Source organism: Thiorhodococcus mannitoliphagus, assembly GCF_010915725.1.
In the GTDB taxonomy this organism is placed as follows: domain Bacteria; phylum Pseudomonadota; class Gammaproteobacteria; order Chromatiales; family Chromatiaceae; genus Thiorhodococcus; species Thiorhodococcus mannitoliphagus.
In genome coordinates this window covers 20,151-36,692 of the sequence record NZ_JAAIJR010000010.1, presented here as the reverse complement: position 1 = coordinate 36,692, position 16,542 = coordinate 20,151, and the positions used below count along the sequence as shown (strand labels likewise).

Sequence of the window (16,542 nt, the reverse complement as noted above, 5' to 3'; positions counted from 1 at the left end):
GGTCAGGTGGTCAGGGTGAAGAGTGCCAGGACACCGGTCCAATCCAAAGGTCGCGCCCGCCCCATGAAGGGGGCGATCTCCACGCCGGAATAAAACCCCAGCAAGGGGCAGAGAGCCCCCACCTCCTGGCGGACCGGTGCGGTTTCGTCTTCGTCCATACCGCTGAAGGCCATGGAACGGCCAGCGCAGTCGATATAGAGACCGAACAAGGGCGGTCGTTGCTCAAGACTGGCCAGCAGGGACAGCGTCTGCTCCCGGGCGGAGTCGATCATGCGCCAGGGTTCGTAGGCCATCAGTTGGATCTTGGAGCCGACCTGAAAATCGGCCTCGAACAGGACCAAGGCGTCATCGGCCGGATCCACGGCGATCACCAGCCGATTGACGTACTGACCATCGTTGAAGGGGGCAAAAGGGTCGCCGTGCTTCTCGCCCAGGGTCAAGGCTGGCAAGGGGTGGCGGGCCAGCAGGTCTTCGCGCGAGACGCCCAGGCGCTCTTCGACGACCGACAGTGCCGGGCGACCGTCCAGTTCTAACACCCGGGCGCCCTCAATGCGGGTGATTTCCAGAAAAGGACTGGCCGGCAGACAGCCGTGCATGATCGCCACCCGCCCCACCAACCCCGGTGGCAGAACCACGGCAACCGCTGCGTGTCGACGGACTTCTCGGCCATCGAACACATAGCCGCTCGATAGGTCGAAATCGGTCAGCATCCCCGCGCCAATCACCTGTGGATGCGCGTCGGCCAAGCCTTCATAGAGTCCATCCAGCAGGCGGCTGCCGAGGTGCAGAACCGGCGGTGGGGCACTCTTGACCGAGTCGTAAAACAGCAGGACGGTGGATGCCGCCGGCAGATCGAGGGCGCACAGTTCGGCGCCGAGCCGTCGGCCCACCGCGACTTCATCCTGATCCAGACCCGTCGCGCTCAGGATGGCGGTCGGCGTCAGTGACGCGGGGAACAGCAGGACGCCGCATTCATAACCCGTGCCGCTGGCCGCCGCCGCCGTGATGACCCCCGTGCCACATCCGCCCACCACCGGCAGGTCGCCCAGTTCGGCCCGAAAACCCGCGAGGAGCGCGGCGGGATCGTGCTGGCCTCCGGCGAAGGTCAACAACCATCCGAGTTCCGCGTCCGCCGGAAGTTGATCCCGCGCCTGGCGAGCTGCCTCCCGCGCGGCGGTGAAGGCATCGGCCTGGCGGACCTGACTGACCGCCACAGGGGAAGACGCCAGAGCAGAAGCAAGCGTTGCGTGCATCCTAAATCTCCTTGCGCCTCCACCCCGCCATTCACGGCGGGGTGGAGGCGCCTCGTGGCGATGGCCTCGCCAAGTTGAACTGCGGGCCTTGATCATCGTTCGGTCCACCTGCCGTGATGCAACCTCGGTCGTTCAAGTAAGACTCTGATTTTTCGGGTAACAATTGCTTTAGTTGAGTGCTTTTATCGGTCTTGGGCGAGACGATGATCAAGGCCGAACTGCGTCAGCGGCGGCGCTTGTGAGTTCGGGCGAGGCCCAACCAATACACAAACGACGCATACCATGGGATCAGACAAGGATTCGTCATCTTAGGGGCCAGGTGTCCTAACAGCTTTAGTGGTCTCGACAGTCATCTATTTCTTGGCAACGCCGAAGACCTGCCAGCCACAAGATGATCCAGAGTTTGCCTCCGGAATTTAGTCTTTCAAGGATTCGATGTATTGGTCATCTGTCACATTGCAGACGATCAGCGCTGCAAATATAGCCATCGGACGTGATGCTCGGACTGACCCTTTGATTTGAGCCTTGTATTTCCGTACCACAACCGAAAGGGCTTGTATGGATATCACCCAGGATGGCTATAATGATCCGCTCCACCTCATCCAAATTGATCTGTTCGTTGCGCCGATCGTAGAGGCCAGTGGTCCGCGCGCGCTCATGGTTGGCCATCTGCTGCGCGGTCTCGAGCTTGCCGACGTTCTTCAGAGAGGAGTCCTCATTCTGCTGCAGCGCCCGCTCGATGCGCTGAATGCTCTTGCCGAAGCGCAGTGGAAGCGGACCGCCTTCGGCTGGCCGCGTTTATGTGAAGGTCCGAATTCTGTGAAGCTCTGGCGTTGGCTATAGGATTTCCGAGGGGTTAAGCTGGTCGGCGCTTCACAGAATTCAGAGCGTCGGGGGGCTGTGCTCTGTGATCGGTTGACCGATTCGGAAGAAGAGCCGGCATTGATGAACGGGGCGACTTCAGTCGCCCACCAGCATAGGTATCGAGTGCGATTTAAGTCACGCCTACGAGATTCCAGACAGCTTCTTAGGCGTGCTTATTCCGGCCAAACTCAGGAAACTCTAGCACAACCCCTGGGGCCGGCTGCAATCTCTCAGGTGCTGGAAAATCTTCGATAGGCACGGGTTTACCGAAAAGAAAGCCCTGAAACTGCTGACAGCCATGTTTGACTAGAAAGGCCCGCTGGTCCTCCGTTTCGACACCTTCAGCAACGGCATCTAATCCGAGCGACTGACTCATCGCCAGCACGGCTTTGACGATGGCAGCATCGTTCTGATCATGCGCGAGGTCGCGCACAAAGGACTGGTCGATCTTGACCTGATCGAGCGGCAAGCGCTTGAGATAGGACAGTGACGAGTAGCCGGTCCCGAAATCATCTAGGGAGAAGCCGAGTCCGAGCGCCTTGAGCGTTTGCATGCGGCCGATGACCTGGTCGACGCGGTCGAGCACCAGACTCTCGGTCAGCTCAAGCTTCAAGCCCCTTGCGTCGACGCGGGACGCAGCGATCGTGTCGCGCACGAGGTCAACGAAGTCCGGTTGGTGAAACTGACGGGCGCTCACATTGATCGAGAGCACCAGATCCCCTGTCTGAGGATTTGCCTGCCAGGCGCGCAGCTGCTCGCAGGCATGCTCGAGCACCCAGATGCCGATCGGGATAATGAGTCCAGTCTCTTCGGCCAGAGGGATGAAGCGCGCCGGGGAGACTGGCGCGGAGCCAGGTGGCAACCAGCGCAGCAGCGCCTCAGCCCCGATCACGCGTCCGTCTTGATCCACCTGCGGCTGGAAGTAGAGGCGCAGCTCCTCGTGTTCGATGGCCCGTCGCAAGGCGGTCTCCAGCGTTGCACGGGCGTCGATGGCCGCCTGCATCTCCGGATTGAAAAAGCGGATGGTGTTGCGTCCCGCATTCTTGGCCTGGTAGAGGGCCACATCCGCCTGCTTGAGGAGCAGTTCGACGCCGAGATCTCGACCGCAGAAAAGGGCCACGCCAATACTGACCGAGCTGTGATGGGCAGGCCGTCCTTCCGCCAGGGCGTAGGGCTGGTCGAGCGCACGGTGAACCTTCTCGGCGATGTGCTCGGCCTGCAGCGCGGCTGCCGATTCCTCTGTGCCAAGTTCGCCGGCGATGATGACATACTCGTCCCCGCCCAGGCGTGCGACGGTGTCCTCTCGCCTCACGCTTGCGACGAGGCGCAGTGCCACCTCGGCCAACAGGCGATCCCCGATGTCATGTCCTTGGGTGTCGTTGAGATCCTTGAAGCGATCCAGATCCAGCATCATCACGGCACCGTACTCACGATTGCGGTCGCTGCCGGCCATCAATTGACGCAGGCGGTCGTGGAGCAGACGGCGGTTCGGCAACCCGGTCAGGGGGTCGAAATAGGCCAGGCTATGAATCTGCTCTTCGGCGCGCTTGCGCTCGGTGATGTCGACACAAAAGCCCATCACGAGGTCGTCGGGCAAGGTGATCGCGCGCAGGCTGCCGACAATGTCGGTGCCATCCTTGCGACGCAGACCAATCTCCAGCTCGTGTCTTCCATTGGCCAGCACCTGCTCGAGTGCGTCAGCATGTGTGCGGACCATGTCCGGGGGTGACAGGTCGGTCACCGCCATCGTCAAGAGTTCGGCGCGCGTGTAGCCAACCATGACGCAGGCTGAGGGGTTGACGTCCACGAGGCGGCCGAGATTGTCGGAGACGAAAATGCCTTCTGGGGCGTGCTCGATGTAGGTGCGATAGCGTTCCTCGCTTTCGCGTAACTGATGCTCCAAGGTCTTGCGTCGGAAGATCTCGGCGGTCAAGGCGTCGTTGCGGTCTTGCAGCTCGGCACGGTTGCGGTTCGACTCCAGCACATCGGCCTCAAGGCGTTGGGCACGCTGACGCATGCGCCCGAGCCAGAGCGCCGCGAAGAGCAGGATCAGGGGAACGCTGCTCGCGAAGAAGAGGAATCCGCGCGACGTGATGTGCCCATAGAGCAGTGAGGCGGGCAGCACGGTGATGACAGACAGGTCGCTGTGCGCCACCGGCATGCGCAGCACCAGATCGTAATCCTTGGCCAGCGGGGCTGTCGCGAGACTGGGCAGCTCGCTGACGTGGATGAGCCTCCTGGGAGGGAGAGCCGCGAGATGCCGAGTTTGTGTCGCATCGAGCAGGGTTCGGCTGGCATCCGTCAGTGACTGTCCCGAGCCAGCGACAAGAAACTGTCGGAAGCCCAGATCGACTCTGGACGATGTCAGATAGCGAGAGAGTAGATCGAGACTGGAGACCGTGATGACGAACCCGCCAGGCTTGTCCCGATAGCGAACAGGGGCGCTCGCGATAATCTTGCCGTGGGCTTCGTCGATCATGAGGTGCGGCTCCTGATCGCTGCTGCGGATTTGCGGATCGAGGGCTGCATCCGGGTCGGTGTCGACGAGTGTGGCTTGTGCCTCGTCGACATAGAGGATGCGCTCATAGATGTCAGCGCCGAGCAAGCGCTTCTGAGTAAGTTTGCTGCGAAAGCGCTCTTCGATCGCGGCGAGGTTGGTGCTCAGACCGTAGCGCATCGACATGCCAAGGGCGTTGTTCACGAGAAATGTCCCGATCTCGTGGATCTTGGCGAGGTCGATCACGAAGCTTTCCTGATCCGCCAGCAAGTCCCCTATCAGCGTTGCGGTCTGTTGGGACTCTGCGAGCAGGCGTGCCTCGGCGGCGGCACGCAACTGTCTCTGGGAGTGATAGACGTTGGTCAGGAGCAGCAGCAGATAGAAGGAGAAGACGACGGCGACGAGGAGCAGCAGCCAGCGTAGAGGTGTTGTTCTGAATAACACCATCGTCTCCCCTCCGCTTCAGTCCTGTTCAGCGAAGAACGCCGGGAAGTAGCGCTTCACACCGGGATAGTACTTGTTCACCAGCCTGTCGTAGGTGCCATCCGTCTTGATCTGCTGCAAATAGACGTTGAAGGCATCACGCAACTGGGGCGCATCCTTGGGGAAGGCGGCTGCCAGGGCCTGCTCTTCGGAGATCGGGCCGATGACCTTGAAGGTGCCGGACCACTTCTGCATGTCAAGCATGAGGTCCGGGACGTCCAGGAGCGATAGATCCGCATCCAGGTGGAGCAAGGCCGGCACCATCTCGTTGATGTTGGTGCTCTTGGTATAGGCGCGCAGCTCGATCCCTCGGCCCTTCAGGCCATAGTTGGCGGGGTCGAGACAGGTCTTCTCCATGACCAGCAGACTGCGCTTGCCGATGAGTTCCTTGGTCTCTTGGATGTCTTTGAGGAGGTCGTCGCTGCCTTTGATGGGCTGAATCGGCGAGTCGGCGCGGGCGATCAGCATGACCTGCGAGGGGAAGGTTGGCTCGGAATAGAGCAGGACCTGCTCGCGCCAGGGTAGGACGGTGAAACCGGTTGCGATCATGTCGCCCTTGACCGGGTAGTCGCCTTCAAGGGTGACCCTGTCGCCTGAGCGCACCACATTCTTGCCGAGCAGGTCGCGGATCACCGAATAGAAATCGCTGTAGACCAGCCTGTAGGCGACGCCGAGGTAGCCGGCAAAGCCCTGGATCAACTCGACGTCGAAGCCATCGCCGGTGCCAGTGACGAAGTTGGCGTAGCGAATACCCAAGTGGCGCAGCTCGCCGCGAGCCTGGATCTCGGGCAGATCGGCGGCGGATGCAATCGGGCTCGCAAGAACCCAGCAGACCAGGAGCATTGGGAGCGAGAGCAGGCGATACCGAGTCATGTTCAAACCTCCTTTTGATTGCAGCAGCGCTGACGGCGCTGTTGTCTCAGATCTGCAAGGGAACACCGAAAAACGGCTGTGGCCACAACCGATACCTGGCGTCGGTTGGACCGAGGGACGAGGCTCGACGAAGGTCGGATCAGCCCAAGCACCATGCGGCTCGCAAAGGGGGGAGGTGCGCGCCGAATGCGGGCGAATCTGAGGGTCGGACGCAGAATCGCGAGCCAATGCTAACTATTGTAGGAGATCGTTGCTGTGCGCGCCGTCTCAAGGTCCGCGACAAAAAACCGACCTACGGTTGTGCCGAATGCGCGTCAATATCAGGTCCTAATCCCAATCGCCCGATGTGGCGCGCGCCCAGAGTTCCGATAGCTCATCATCGTCGAGATCGAGATCGTGCGTGGCATCGTCAAGATAGCCGACGAGCAGTTCCGGCTGTTCTGGGATCCCACGGGCCAAGGCCACCAGGGAGTAGTCAATGTTCTCTGGCACAGGGTTTCCCTCACGGTGATCTTCGTCAACCACAGGTTCCGTCGCTCATTTTCGGGGCCGATCCGAGAAACTCATCACATGAGCTGACTGCTCGCCTGCTTATAGTCAGGCTCACAGAAAACAATCCTTTTCGCGGACGCTCATGACTGCCAGTATCGTCGTCGATCCCATGACCCGTATTGAGGGTCATCTCCGCTTCGTCATCCGCCTTGAAGACCAAGTCGTCACCGACGCACACTGCACGGCGGACATGTTCCGCGGCATCGAGAAGGCCCTGATCGGTCACGATGCGCGGGTCGCCCAGCAGGTGACCCAACGTGTCTGCGGGGTCTGCCCCTACGCCCATGCGGAGGCCGCCTCGCTCGCGCTCGAAAATGCGATGGGGCTCAAGCCAAACGCCAACGGCCAGCGCCTGCGCAATCTCATCGTCGGCCGCTGCGTCGGTTGCGCCGGCGAGCGCTTCCCGCGCCAGATCATGCTGCATGCCTATGGCGACCGCCGCTCCATCATGAACGAATTCGAGGCATAGGCATGTCCAGGGGCTCAAAGAAAAACGGTGGTGGGGGGCGCGAATCGATCCTGGCGCGGACCTTGATCGCGATGGGTCTGGGTGTAGCGCTGGTCGCAACCATTGCGCTCACGCTTGCCTGGCTCTATCTCAACGCGCAGTCCGAGGCGCGGGTCGAACAGACCGGGGATCACCTGCTGGCGACCTTGGTCAAGAACACCCATGAGTCGATCAACAAGGGACAGCGACAGAGCTTTCAGCGCGCCATCGACGACTTCGCCGAACTCGACGGGGTCATGGATGTCGCCCTCTACGCGCGCTTCAAGCAGATGGTCTATCGCTCCGGGCTAACCAGCTTGGGCCTGCCCTTCGTGCAGGCCGAGGGTCAACTGACCAACAACATCAACGAGCCGCGCTATGGCGAGACCAAGGGCCGCTTCCAGCGTGCCGATTGGACCCTGCGCGACGTCATCGACACACCGACGGCGAAAAAGCACGTCGCCGAGTACCAGGGCAGCGGCCAGTCCTGCGCCGATTGCCACTTCGTCATGGACGAAGGGCTGAAGTTCGCATCCGATTCACGCAGCGCGACGCTGACGGGTCCTGGCTACCGGGATTTCTACTACGCCCTAGCGGTCGAGGGGGAGTGCGTCGTCTGTCATACCCACTGGCGTGTCGGTGAAGACGGCGGCTATCTGCGCGTGCGTCTGGATACCCAGCCCTTCGCCCAGCAGCGCGATGAGACCCTGCTCAGCATGGCGGCGGCCATCATCGGCGTGCTGGTCCCGACCGTGCTGATCCTGGTCTGGATCTTTCGTTCCCTGATCCGCCGTTTGGGCGGCGAGCCGGCCGCGGCCGTCGCCATCACCCGGGCGATCGCCGAGGGAGACCTGAACAACGCCATCGCGCTGCGTGCCGGCGACGACACCAGCCTGCTGGCCAACATGAAGCGCATGCAGGATCAACTGCGCGCCCGCATCGAGGCCGATCGCCGCGTCGCGGAGGAGAACCTGCGCATCCGCATCGCCCTGGACAACGTCAGTACCGGGGTCATGATCGCGGAGCCCAACCGCGCTGTGATCTACAGCAACCCAGCCGCGCAGCGCATCTTGAAGAACGTCGAAGGCGCGGTGCGCCAGCGCATCCCAGCCTTCAGCGCGGACCGTCCGGAAGGCACGGCCATGGAGGCCCTGCATGCCGATCCCCAGCAGCGGGCGGCCCTCCTGGACCAGCTCGCGGCGCCCGAGGAGACGGCACTCGCCCTCGGCGATCACCATCTAGTGGTGACCGCAAGCCCGGTGCTCAACGCCCAAGGCGAGCGTCTCGGCGTGGTCGAAGAGTGGCGCGATCGCACTGGCGAGGTCCGTGTCGAGAAGGAGGTTGGCACCATCGTGCAGAGCGCAGCCGTGGGGGTGCTCGATGCACGTATCGACCTCACCGACAAACAGGGCTTCATCGCCGCGCTGGGCCGTGACATCAACACCCTGCTCGACAACACAGAGGGCGCGCTGGAGACCACCTCCAGCGTACTCAACGCACTCGCGCGCGGCGACCTGAGTCAACGCGTCGAGGACGACTATCAAGGGACCTTCGGTCAGCTGAAGGAGGACACCAATGCCTCCGTCGATCAACTGCGTGACCTGGTCGGCAGGATTCTGAAAGCAACGGACGCCATTGGCACCGCGGCTGCGGAAATCGCCGCAGGCAATGCGGATCTGTCCGAGCGCACCGAATCACAAGCCAGCAGCCTGGAGCAGACGACCAGCTCCATGGAGCAGATCAATACCGCCGCCCAGCAGAACACCGTCAGTGCCTGTAGCGCCAGCGACCTGGCGAACATGGCTAACTATCAGGCCGAGGCGGGCAACACGCTGGTCAAGCAACTGACTGAAACCATGCACGGGATTCAGGCATCGAGCAGGCAGGTCGTCGACATCATCGAGGTGATCGAGGGCATTGCCTTCCAGACCAATATCCTGGCGCTGAACGCGGCCGTCGAGGCCGCGCGCGCTGGTGAGCAAGGGCGCGGCTTTGCGGTGGTCGCCTCGGAGGTCCGGAGTCTGGCCCAGCGCAGCGCCCAGGCCGCCAAGGAGATCAAGGGCTTGATCGACGGTTCAGTGGCCCAGGTCGAGAGCGGTGCCAAGGTCGTCGACGACACCGGCAAGACCATGGCATCCATCGTCGGCTCCTTCCAGCAGGTGGTGCAGCTGGTGACCGAGATCGCGACCGCAAGCCGTGACCAGGGCCAGGGCATCGGACAAGTGACCCAGGCAATCGCCCAGATGGATGAGATGACCCAGCGCAACGCCGCACTGGTTGAGCAGGCCGCCGCGGCGGCAGAAAGCCTGGAAGATCAGGCCGAGACCCTCAGCCGCACCGTGGCGGTGTTCGAGCTGAGCCGCGGCTCACCGGCGCAGCGCGAAACGGCCTTGGTCGCACGCCGACCAACACAGCTGTCATCCGACTGATGGGAGCAGGCACCGCAAGCGTCCCGCGCTCGCGAAGCCGGAGGCGAGCCCTATCAAGGCGACCCTATCCATCGTCTTTCGCAGGCTGACTGCCGTCACCCTGGGCCTCGTCCTGGTGGCGCTCCTCGTCCCGACGGCGGACGCCGTCCTGCAAGAGGTCGTCGACGAGTTGCGCGAGCGGGGTATTCGGCTCTACGCCGCCGATGACAGGGGCGGCGCTCGACGTCCTTCGAACACAATTCGTTAGCTACAATCGCTCGACCGGCCGCACCGGCTGCCTGCTTTACCAGGACGGCCTATTCATGCAGATGCTCGAAGGCCAGCGGGAGGTCGTGACCGCTTCTGATGGACAAGGTCAGGAGCGAACCGCGTCGCCGTGACATGCGCATCGTCATCGAGGGTCCGGCGCGACGGCGCGTCTTCCTGGATTGGGGCATGCTGGTGCGCGATCTGACACCCGGTCCGAACGAGTCGGATTACACGTCTTGGCCGGGCCGCCGCTTGAGTTTCCTCGATCTGGCCGAGGATCCGCGAACCTGCTACGTCTATCTCACCGCCTATGCGAGGGACGGTTTTTCAGAGGGGGTAATCAGGGCCTGACAGGGGACGTCCTCTAGCTTCCAAGCGCCGGATTGGGAGCAGATAGTAGATTTCAAGCCCCGTCCCCACTGCTTGCGTTGCTGGTGCTTGAAACCTGCCCCCTTGCTTGTCTTGACCGAGTGCGTTGGCCTTGTGACCTGCCCTCACCACCTATCGGTTTTATGTAGCCAGGGCTTCCAGCCCTGGCAAACCAGGCCAGGATGGCCTGGCTACGCAGGCTTGGAGCGGCTGTTCCGGTTGATTTCGGGAAACCGATAGGTGTTGAGGTGACCTGCCCCCTTGGCTTGACCACGCCCACTTGTTTGCTCGAATATGCCAATGTCTGTGTAACCCTATCCTTGATAGGGTGATATGAGCCGCTTTGACAGGTCGCCTAGAAAAGCCTTGGTCGTCAACGGATCTGCAGTGCTTATTGCGTACGCTGTCAAACAGAGACGTTCTTGCATAGGGAACCACCCATGGCAAGCATGAACGCGCGGCCTTCCCCTTGGCTCAGCTGGATCGCACTGGGGATGGGGCTGCTCCTGACCCTGCTCGCGACCCTCCATGTGCGCTCCGACGAGGAAGCCGAACGCGACCGAGCACTGCTGCTCATTGGTCATGACCTCGTCCATGAGCTTCACCAGCGGCTCCATGCACACGCACTTTTTCTCCGCGCTGCCGCCGCCTTCTTTGCCGCTTCATCGGAGGTGACGCAGCAGGAGTGGCAGACCTTCATCGCGCAGAGCAAGGCGCACAAGGATTTCCTCGCCATCCAAGAAGCTGGCTTCGCCCTGCGCATCCAGCCGGACCAGCTCGATGCGCATCAGCAGGCGTTCCGCGCCGAGGGCTTCCCAGATTATCGGGTCTGGCCACCGGGGCGGCGGACGCTGTATTCCGCGATTGTCGATCAGGCGCCCGTCTCCGCCAGCAGCCAGGGCAGGTTCGGCTATGACCTGCTCACCAACCCGCGATGCCGGGTCGCCATGGAGCAAGCGCGCGATCAGGACATCGTCGCGCTTGCCAGCAATGTCCTCTTGGATCGGGAGACCAAGACGGACGCGCCAGCGGCCAATCTTCTGATGTTCGTCCCCGTCTATCGGGTCGGTCCGCCAATCGCCGACGTGGCGGAGCGCCAGTCGGCTCTCAGGGGCTGGATCTACAGCACCTATCGGATGCCCGATTTCATGCGGGGCATTCTGAACGACTGGGATCGACCTGCCCCCCTTCAGGTTCAGTTCACGGTCTACGAGGGTGCCCAAATCGGTGCTGAGAGCCTCTTGTATGCATACCCCAGTGGCGTTGACGGCCTGGAAGAGACGTCGGATCAAGCGATCGAGCTGCCCGTGGACTTCAATGGGCAGCGCTGGACGCTCCAGGTTGCGCCCATGGCCAATGCGCCCTCGACCATCATGGCCTTTCCCGTGCTGCTGGTGGCCATCAGCGGCAGCCTCATCAGCCTGCTCCTGACCGGTCTGCTGCGGGCGCTGGGCAGATCAAGCGAGCGCGCCATTCGGCTCAGGCAAGAACTGTCCGCCAGGCTGCGAGCGGAGGATGAAGTCCAGCAGATGAATGCCGTGCTGGAGCAGCGGATCGCCGAGCGCACTCAAGCCTTGGAGTCGGAGATCACTGAACGCCGGCGCATCGAAGACGAGATCCGCGAACTCAACACCAGGCTCGAGCGCAAAGTGGATGAGCGCACGGCCGAGCTGCAGGCCGTGATCGACAACGTCCCCTTCGAATTCTGGGCGCGCGACCTTGATGGGTACTGCTTCATGGAGAACGCGGTGCTGGTGCGGCATTGGGGCAGCCTGCTCGGCAAGCGCCCGCAGGACCATGCCATCTCCGAGGAGGTGCTGCGCCTCTGGCTGGACACCAACGCGCGTGTCATGGCGGAAGAGGTGGTGGACGAAGAGGTTTCTTATGTGCGGGAGGGTGAAACGCGGTTCTTCCGGAATATCGTTGCCCCGATCCGCCAAGGGGAGCGCGTGCTGGGCATCTTCGGCCTCAACATCGACATCACCGAGTCCCGGCGTATCGAACAGGCGCGCGACCTCGCCCTCGCCAAGTATCGCGTCCTGTTCGAGCACTTTCCGCTCGGAATCACGGTGTCCGACGCTCAGGGGCAAATCCTCGAGACCAACCCGGCCGCCGAGCGCCTGCTGGGTCTTCCGCGCGAGTCGCATCTGAGCCACACGCTGGATGACGCTGTTTGGCAGGTGCTGCGACGCGACGGTACGCCCATGCCGTCCGAGGAATTCCCCAGCGTGCGCGCGCTCCGGGAAGGCGGCGGGCCGCACAGCGGGGAGATCGGCTTCGTGCGGGCCGATACGGAGGTCACCTGGCTTGAGGTCATCGCGGCGGCCCTGCCGCCCCCGAGCGGCGGGGTCGTCGTCACCTACGGCGACATCAGCGCACGGGTCGATCGCGAACGGGCGCGCGAGACGGTGAACGCCGTCATGCAGCTCGCCAGCACCTGCAACACCTTGGATGGCTTCCATCAGGCGCTGCCGCCGCTGCTGGCGACCCGGCTGGCATTTCCCATCGCCGCCATTGCGCGCCTGGATCCGGACCACGACGACATGACCTTTCTGAGCAGCGTCGGACTGCCCGAAGTTGTCCTGAGTCGGCTGGCACCCGTGGTGGCGAGCGAGATCGAATCGGCGGACATCGGCGTCCAGTCGTCCGGGAAGCAAAACGGCAAACCGCAGCCCCGATCCATTCCGGCACCTTTGTCTGCGCTGGGCGTCGTCACCTGCATCAGTGTGCCGCTGCAGCTAGGACTCGACACAGCCGGCATCTTACTGCTCGCCGACACCCGTCATCGCTCGGAGATGTCGCGTGTGAAAGAGGCACTGATGACCGTAGCCGAGTCGGTCGAACGGCTGTGGACCCAGCAAGCACTGCGGGATGAGGCACAACGACGTCGCATCCTTTTCGAGCAGTCAAGAGACGGCATCGCGGTATTCCGCCCGGACGCATCCATGGTTGAGGCCAATCCGGCCTTTGCCGCCATGTTGGGCTATGCGCTGGACGAGCTGATGGGGCTGCATGTCTGGGACTGGGACGTCGGCATCCCGCGCGCGCGCATGGAGGAGGACTTCCGGCGTACCGATGTAGCACACCGCATCGTCGAGACACGTCACCGCCGTAAGGACGGGACTGAGTACGACGTCGAGGTGAGCGTGAACTGCGTGGAAGCGATGGGACAGCGCTATCTGTTCTGTTTGCATCAGGACATCACCGCCCGCAAGCGGGCGGAGGCCGAGCTGGAGCGCCACCAGCAGGACTTGGAACAGCTGGTCGGCGAGCGCACGCGCGAGCTGGAGCGAGCCAACGCCGTCTTGTCGCGCACCGACGAGCGATTCAGGGCCATGTTCGAGATCAGCCAGTCGGCCAACACACTGGACGAGCACGATCTGCTGCGGCAAGGGATCGACGCGGCGGTACGCCTGACCGCGAGCGAGGTCGGCTCTCTGTATTTCCTCGACGATGAGCAGGAGACCATCCGGTTGATGACCTGGTCGAGCGGGACGCCGGCCCGTTGCGGCGCCGACCCTCAACCGCAGGCTCCCATCAGCGAGGCCGGTGCTTGGGCCGATGCCGTACGTCTCGCACGTCCCGTCATCCACAACGATTGTCAGCGGTTGAACGGCCGACGGGGTCAACCTCAAGGCCAGATCGAGTTCGTTCGCCACCTGGGGGTTCCCGTGATCGACAACGGGCAGGTACGCGCCCTGCTTGGGGTCGGCAACAAGTCCAGGGATTACGACGAATCCGATGTGCGAGAACTCCAGGCCATCGGCAACGACCTCTGGCGGATCTACGGCCGCCGCCGCGCCGAGATCCAGCTCGCGGCCGCCAAGGAAGAGGCGGAAGCCGCCAGCCAGGCCAAGAGCCGCTTCCTGGCGAACATGAGTCATGAGATCCGCACGCCCATGAATGCCATCATCGGGCTGACGCATCTGCTCCAGCAGTCGCCACTGACCGAGGCGCAGCAGGAGCGCCTGGGTAAGATCGATGCATCGGCCCATCACCTCTTGGGCGTGATCAACGACATCCTCGATCTGTCCAAGATCGAGGCCGGGCGGATGCAGGTCGAAGCGCGTGATTTCGCGCTGCCGGAGATCCTGGAGCACACCCGCTTCCTGATCGCGGAGTCGGCAGCCGCCAAGGGGCTGCGGGTGGATGTCGAAGAACGTGGTCTCCCTCGGTGGCTGCGCGGCGATCTGATGCGCTTGCGTCAGTGCCTGCTCAATCTCGCCGCCAATGCCGTCAAGTTCACTGAGCGCGGCCGGATTGTCCTCCGAGCGTTCTTGGAGCACGAAGACGATGGGCAGCTGCTCGTGCGCTTCGAGGTTGAGGACAGCGGAATCGGCATCGAGCCCTCAATGCTGGCGCGCTTGTTCGAGGCCTTCGAGCAAGCCGATGAATCCGTCTCGCGCAAGTATGGCGGAACCGGACTGGGACTCGCGATCACGGGCCGTTTGGCTTGTCTGATGGGCGGTGACGCTGGCGCCCTGAGCGAGCCCGGCAAGGGCAGCTGCTTCTGGTTCACCGCACGCCTGCGGCCGGGGGCGGCCGTGCATCCGGAATCGCGCGCGACGCCCTCCCGCGAGGTGGCCGCCGAGATCGCAAGCAGCTACAGCGGCGCGCGCATCCTCCTGGTGGAAGACAACCCGATCAACCAGGAGGTCGCGGTCGAGATTCTCAAAGCCGTCAACCTGAGTACCGAGACCGCCGGCGATGGTCGCGAGGCGCTGGAGCGGGTGGGTTCCAAGCGCTATGACCTGGTTCTGATGGACGTACAGATGCCTGTGCTCGATGGGCTGGAGGCGACGCGCGCGATCCGCGCCTTGCCGGGGCGCGAACAGTTGCCAATTCTCGCCCTGACGGCCAATGCCTTCGACGAGGATCGTCGGGCCTGTCTGCAAGCGGGTATGAACGACTTCATCCCCAAGCCGGTGGAGCCGCAGGCGCTCTATGCGGCGCTGCTTCACTGGCTGCCGCGGACGTCGGGCACGTCCCTGGAATCTCTCGCCGAGATGCGCGATGCCGTCTCGGAGACCGCGACCGCGCCGCCGGACTCGGCCGCGTCCGAGCTAGACCGATTGGCTGGCCTTTCTGACCTCAATCTGTCTCGCGGACTCGCCGCGCTCAACGGGAATGCGGACAAGTATCTTGCCTTGCTGCGACGCTTCATCAGCAGCTATCGGGAGCAGCCAGCCGCGATCTCGGCCCACCTCCAGGCCGGTGAGCAGGAGTCGGTGCGTCGGCTTGCGCACAGCCTCAAGGGCGTGGCGGGCAACCTCGGCATCACGGCAATGGAGCAGGCAGCCACACGTCTTGATGAAATTCTGCGTCAGGCGGAAGTTCCCGATCCAGCCTTGGTCACGCCATTGATCGAGGAGATGGAGCAGATGCTTGAGGTGCTCTCTGCCGCGTTACAGCCGACCCAGGCGAGGCCCTTGACCGAGCCGGTCGAGGCGCCGAGCGACCCGTCGACAGCCGCGGCGATCCTGAGTGAACTCACCACGCTGGTCGCGGAGGCGGACACGGCGGCCCAGCAGCTGTGCGAGACCAATGCCCCCTTGCTCAGGGGAATCCTCGGTGAAGGGTTTGGCACACTCATGGAGCGTCTTGAAGCCTTTGATTTCGAAGCCGCGCTGGCTGTCTTGCAGCTCGAGCGACCGCCCTCGGAGGGACCCTGATCGCGACCAGCACGGCGCTTGTGCTGGATCTGCTCGATGAGATCGACGCGCTCCGATCACGGCTGCAGCGCCTCGGCGGCGATTGAACCAGGGCCCTGATCATCTCCTCGGGCAATGCTGGCGATTTTTTGCGCGATCGCTTCCGGCGACAGGATGAAGTCGATACAGCCGCTTGCGATGGCGCTCTCCGGCATGTCTGGCTGCCCAGCGGTGTCGGGTGCCTGCGCGATGGTGATTCCGCCGCCCGCTTTGATCCCACACAGCGCCTCGGCGCCATCGCCATCGTAGCCGGAGACGATGACCGCGATCAGCTTGCCGTCCCAATGCTGGGTAAGTGAACGCAGAAAGACGGTGATCACGTCCGGCCATCCCCTCGGCTTTGAGATCGGCTTCAACCGGAACTCGCCATTGAAGACGTGAAGGTCACGCTGCGCCGGGATGATGAACACCTGGTTCGGCCGGATGAGCAAACGTTCCGTGATCAACTCCACCGGCATCTTGGTATGAGCGGGGAGAATCTCGTGGAGATGGGTCGCGACGGTTCTCAGGTGATTCACGATGACGATTGCCACTCCCATGTCATTCGGCAAATGGCGCAGCAACCGGGTATAGGCATCGAGACCACCGGCCGAGCCGCCGACACAGACGATCGGGAAATCGGTCGTGGCAGGCTTGGCGTCCATGGGCGATCCTCTGTTTCAGATGGGTTCAATTGACGCTCGATTCGCCATGATCGCAGCGCCTATTCAAGGCGTCTGAGGGATTGGTGACAAGGCGCCCAACGCACTCACTCGACACACACCGTCGCAGTCCT

Annotated in this window: 11 protein-coding genes; 6 read left to right on the top strand and 5 right to left on the bottom strand. The window is 62.9% G+C overall.

Features of this window, described 5'->3' with window-relative positions:
* Positions 1 to 2: 2 nt before the first annotated feature.
* Positions 3 to 1,253, bottom strand: coding sequence for an FIST signal transduction protein (locus G3480_RS04035; protein ID WP_164652391.1), 1,251 nt, complete (start codon positions 1,251 to 1,253; stop codon positions 3 to 5).
* Between the two features lie 558 nt (positions 1,254 to 1,811).
* On the opposite strand from G3480_RS04035, the gene G3480_RS04030 reads away from it, so the two are divergent.
* Positions 1,812 to 2,096, top strand: coding sequence for a hypothetical protein (locus tag G3480_RS04030; protein ID WP_164652390.1), 285 nt, complete (start codon positions 1,812 to 1,814; stop codon positions 2,094 to 2,096).
* A gap of 184 nt (positions 2,097 to 2,280) precedes the next feature.
* Here the strand turns inward: G3480_RS04030 and G3480_RS04025 are convergent, their stop codons facing one another.
* The 3 genes from G3480_RS04025 to G3480_RS04015 all read right to left on the bottom strand — a co-directional run bounded on the left by G3480_RS04025 (position 2,281) and on the right by G3480_RS04015 (position 6,462).
* A complete protein-coding gene (locus G3480_RS04025) occupies positions 2,281 to 5,061 on the bottom strand; it encodes a putative bifunctional diguanylate cyclase/phosphodiesterase (RefSeq protein WP_164652389.1) in 2,781 nt (926 codons plus the stop codon).
* A 15-nt stretch (positions 5,062 to 5,076) separates the two neighbouring features.
* Positions 5,077 to 5,970, bottom strand: a complete 894-nt coding sequence (locus tag G3480_RS04020; RefSeq protein ID WP_164652388.1) for a transporter substrate-binding domain-containing protein — start codon at positions 5,968 to 5,970, stop codon at positions 5,077 to 5,079.
* Between the two features lie 327 nt (positions 5,971 to 6,297).
* Complete coding sequence (locus G3480_RS04015) at positions 6,298 to 6,462, bottom strand: hypothetical protein (RefSeq protein ID WP_164652387.1); 165 nt, start codon at positions 6,460 to 6,462, stop codon at positions 6,298 to 6,300.
* Between the two features lie 142 nt (positions 6,463 to 6,604).
* Between G3480_RS04015 and G3480_RS04010 the strand changes: the two genes are divergently transcribed.
* The 5 genes from G3480_RS04010 (at position 6,605) to G3480_RS03990 (ending at position 15,728) form a co-directional block, all read left to right on the top strand.
* A complete protein-coding gene (locus G3480_RS04010) occupies positions 6,605 to 6,991 on the top strand; it encodes a nickel-dependent hydrogenase large subunit (protein WP_164652386.1) in 387 nt (128 codons plus the stop codon).
* A gap of 2 nt (positions 6,992 to 6,993) precedes the next feature.
* On the top strand, positions 6,994 to 9,438 hold the full coding sequence (locus G3480_RS04005) for a methyl-accepting chemotaxis protein (RefSeq protein ID WP_164652385.1): 2,445 nt from the start codon (positions 6,994 to 6,996) through the stop codon (positions 9,436 to 9,438).
* A 203-nt stretch (positions 9,439 to 9,641) separates the two neighbouring features.
* Positions 9,642 to 9,818 (top strand): BLUF domain-containing protein, encoded by a 177-nt coding sequence (locus G3480_RS04000; RefSeq protein ID WP_164652384.1) that lies wholly within the window; start codon positions 9,642 to 9,644, stop codon positions 9,816 to 9,818.
* Positions 9,784 to 10,038 (top strand): BLUF domain-containing protein, encoded by a 255-nt coding sequence (locus tag G3480_RS03995; protein WP_164652363.1) that lies wholly within the window; start codon positions 9,784 to 9,786, stop codon positions 10,036 to 10,038. Before G3480_RS04000 ends, G3480_RS03995 begins: the two co-directional genes overlap by 35 nt.
* A gap of 458 nt (positions 10,039 to 10,496) precedes the next feature.
* A complete protein-coding gene (locus tag G3480_RS03990) occupies positions 10,497 to 15,728 on the top strand; it encodes a CHASE domain-containing protein (RefSeq protein WP_164652383.1) in 5,232 nt (1,743 codons plus the stop codon).
* 56 nt (positions 15,729 to 15,784) lie between these two features.
* Here the strand turns inward: G3480_RS03990 and G3480_RS03985 are convergent, their stop codons facing one another.
* Positions 15,785 to 16,411 (bottom strand): chemotaxis protein CheB, encoded by a 627-nt coding sequence (locus G3480_RS03985; RefSeq protein WP_164652382.1) that lies wholly within the window; start codon positions 16,409 to 16,411, stop codon positions 15,785 to 15,787.
* Between the last annotated feature and the right edge of the window lie 131 nt (positions 16,412 to 16,542).

What these genes read in the sequence shown, in the direction of transcription:
- G3480_RS04035 (WP_164652391.1), bottom strand. Translation starts at nt 1,253, where the DNA reads ATGCACGCAACGCTTGCTTCTGCTCTGGCGTCTTCCCCTGTGGCGGTC.
- G3480_RS04030 (WP_164652390.1), top strand. Translation starts at nt 1,812, where the DNA reads ATGGATATCACCCAGGATGGCTATAATGATCCGCTCCACCTCATCCAA.
- G3480_RS04025 (WP_164652389.1), bottom strand. Translation starts at nt 5,061, where the DNA reads ATGGTGTTATTCAGAACAACACCTCTACGCTGGCTGCTGCTCCTCGTC.
- G3480_RS04020 (WP_164652388.1), bottom strand. Translation starts at nt 5,970, where the DNA reads ATGACTCGGTATCGCCTGCTCTCGCTCCCAATGCTCCTGGTCTGCTGG.
- G3480_RS04010 (WP_164652386.1), top strand. Translation starts at nt 6,605, where the DNA reads ATGACTGCCAGTATCGTCGTCGATCCCATGACCCGTATTGAGGGTCAT.
- G3480_RS04005 (WP_164652385.1), top strand. Translation starts at nt 6,994, where the DNA reads ATGTCCAGGGGCTCAAAGAAAAACGGTGGTGGGGGGCGCGAATCGATC.
- G3480_RS04000 (WP_164652384.1), top strand. Translation starts at nt 9,642, where the DNA reads ATGACAGGGGCGGCGCTCGACGTCCTTCGAACACAATTCGTTAGCTAC.
- G3480_RS03995 (WP_164652363.1), top strand. Translation starts at nt 9,784, where the DNA reads ATGGACAAGGTCAGGAGCGAACCGCGTCGCCGTGACATGCGCATCGTC.
- G3480_RS03990 (WP_164652383.1), top strand. Translation starts at nt 10,497, where the DNA reads ATGGCAAGCATGAACGCGCGGCCTTCCCCTTGGCTCAGCTGGATCGCA.
- G3480_RS03985 (WP_164652382.1), bottom strand. Translation starts at nt 16,411, where the DNA reads ATGGACGCCAAGCCTGCCACGACCGATTTCCCGATCGTCTGTGTCGGC.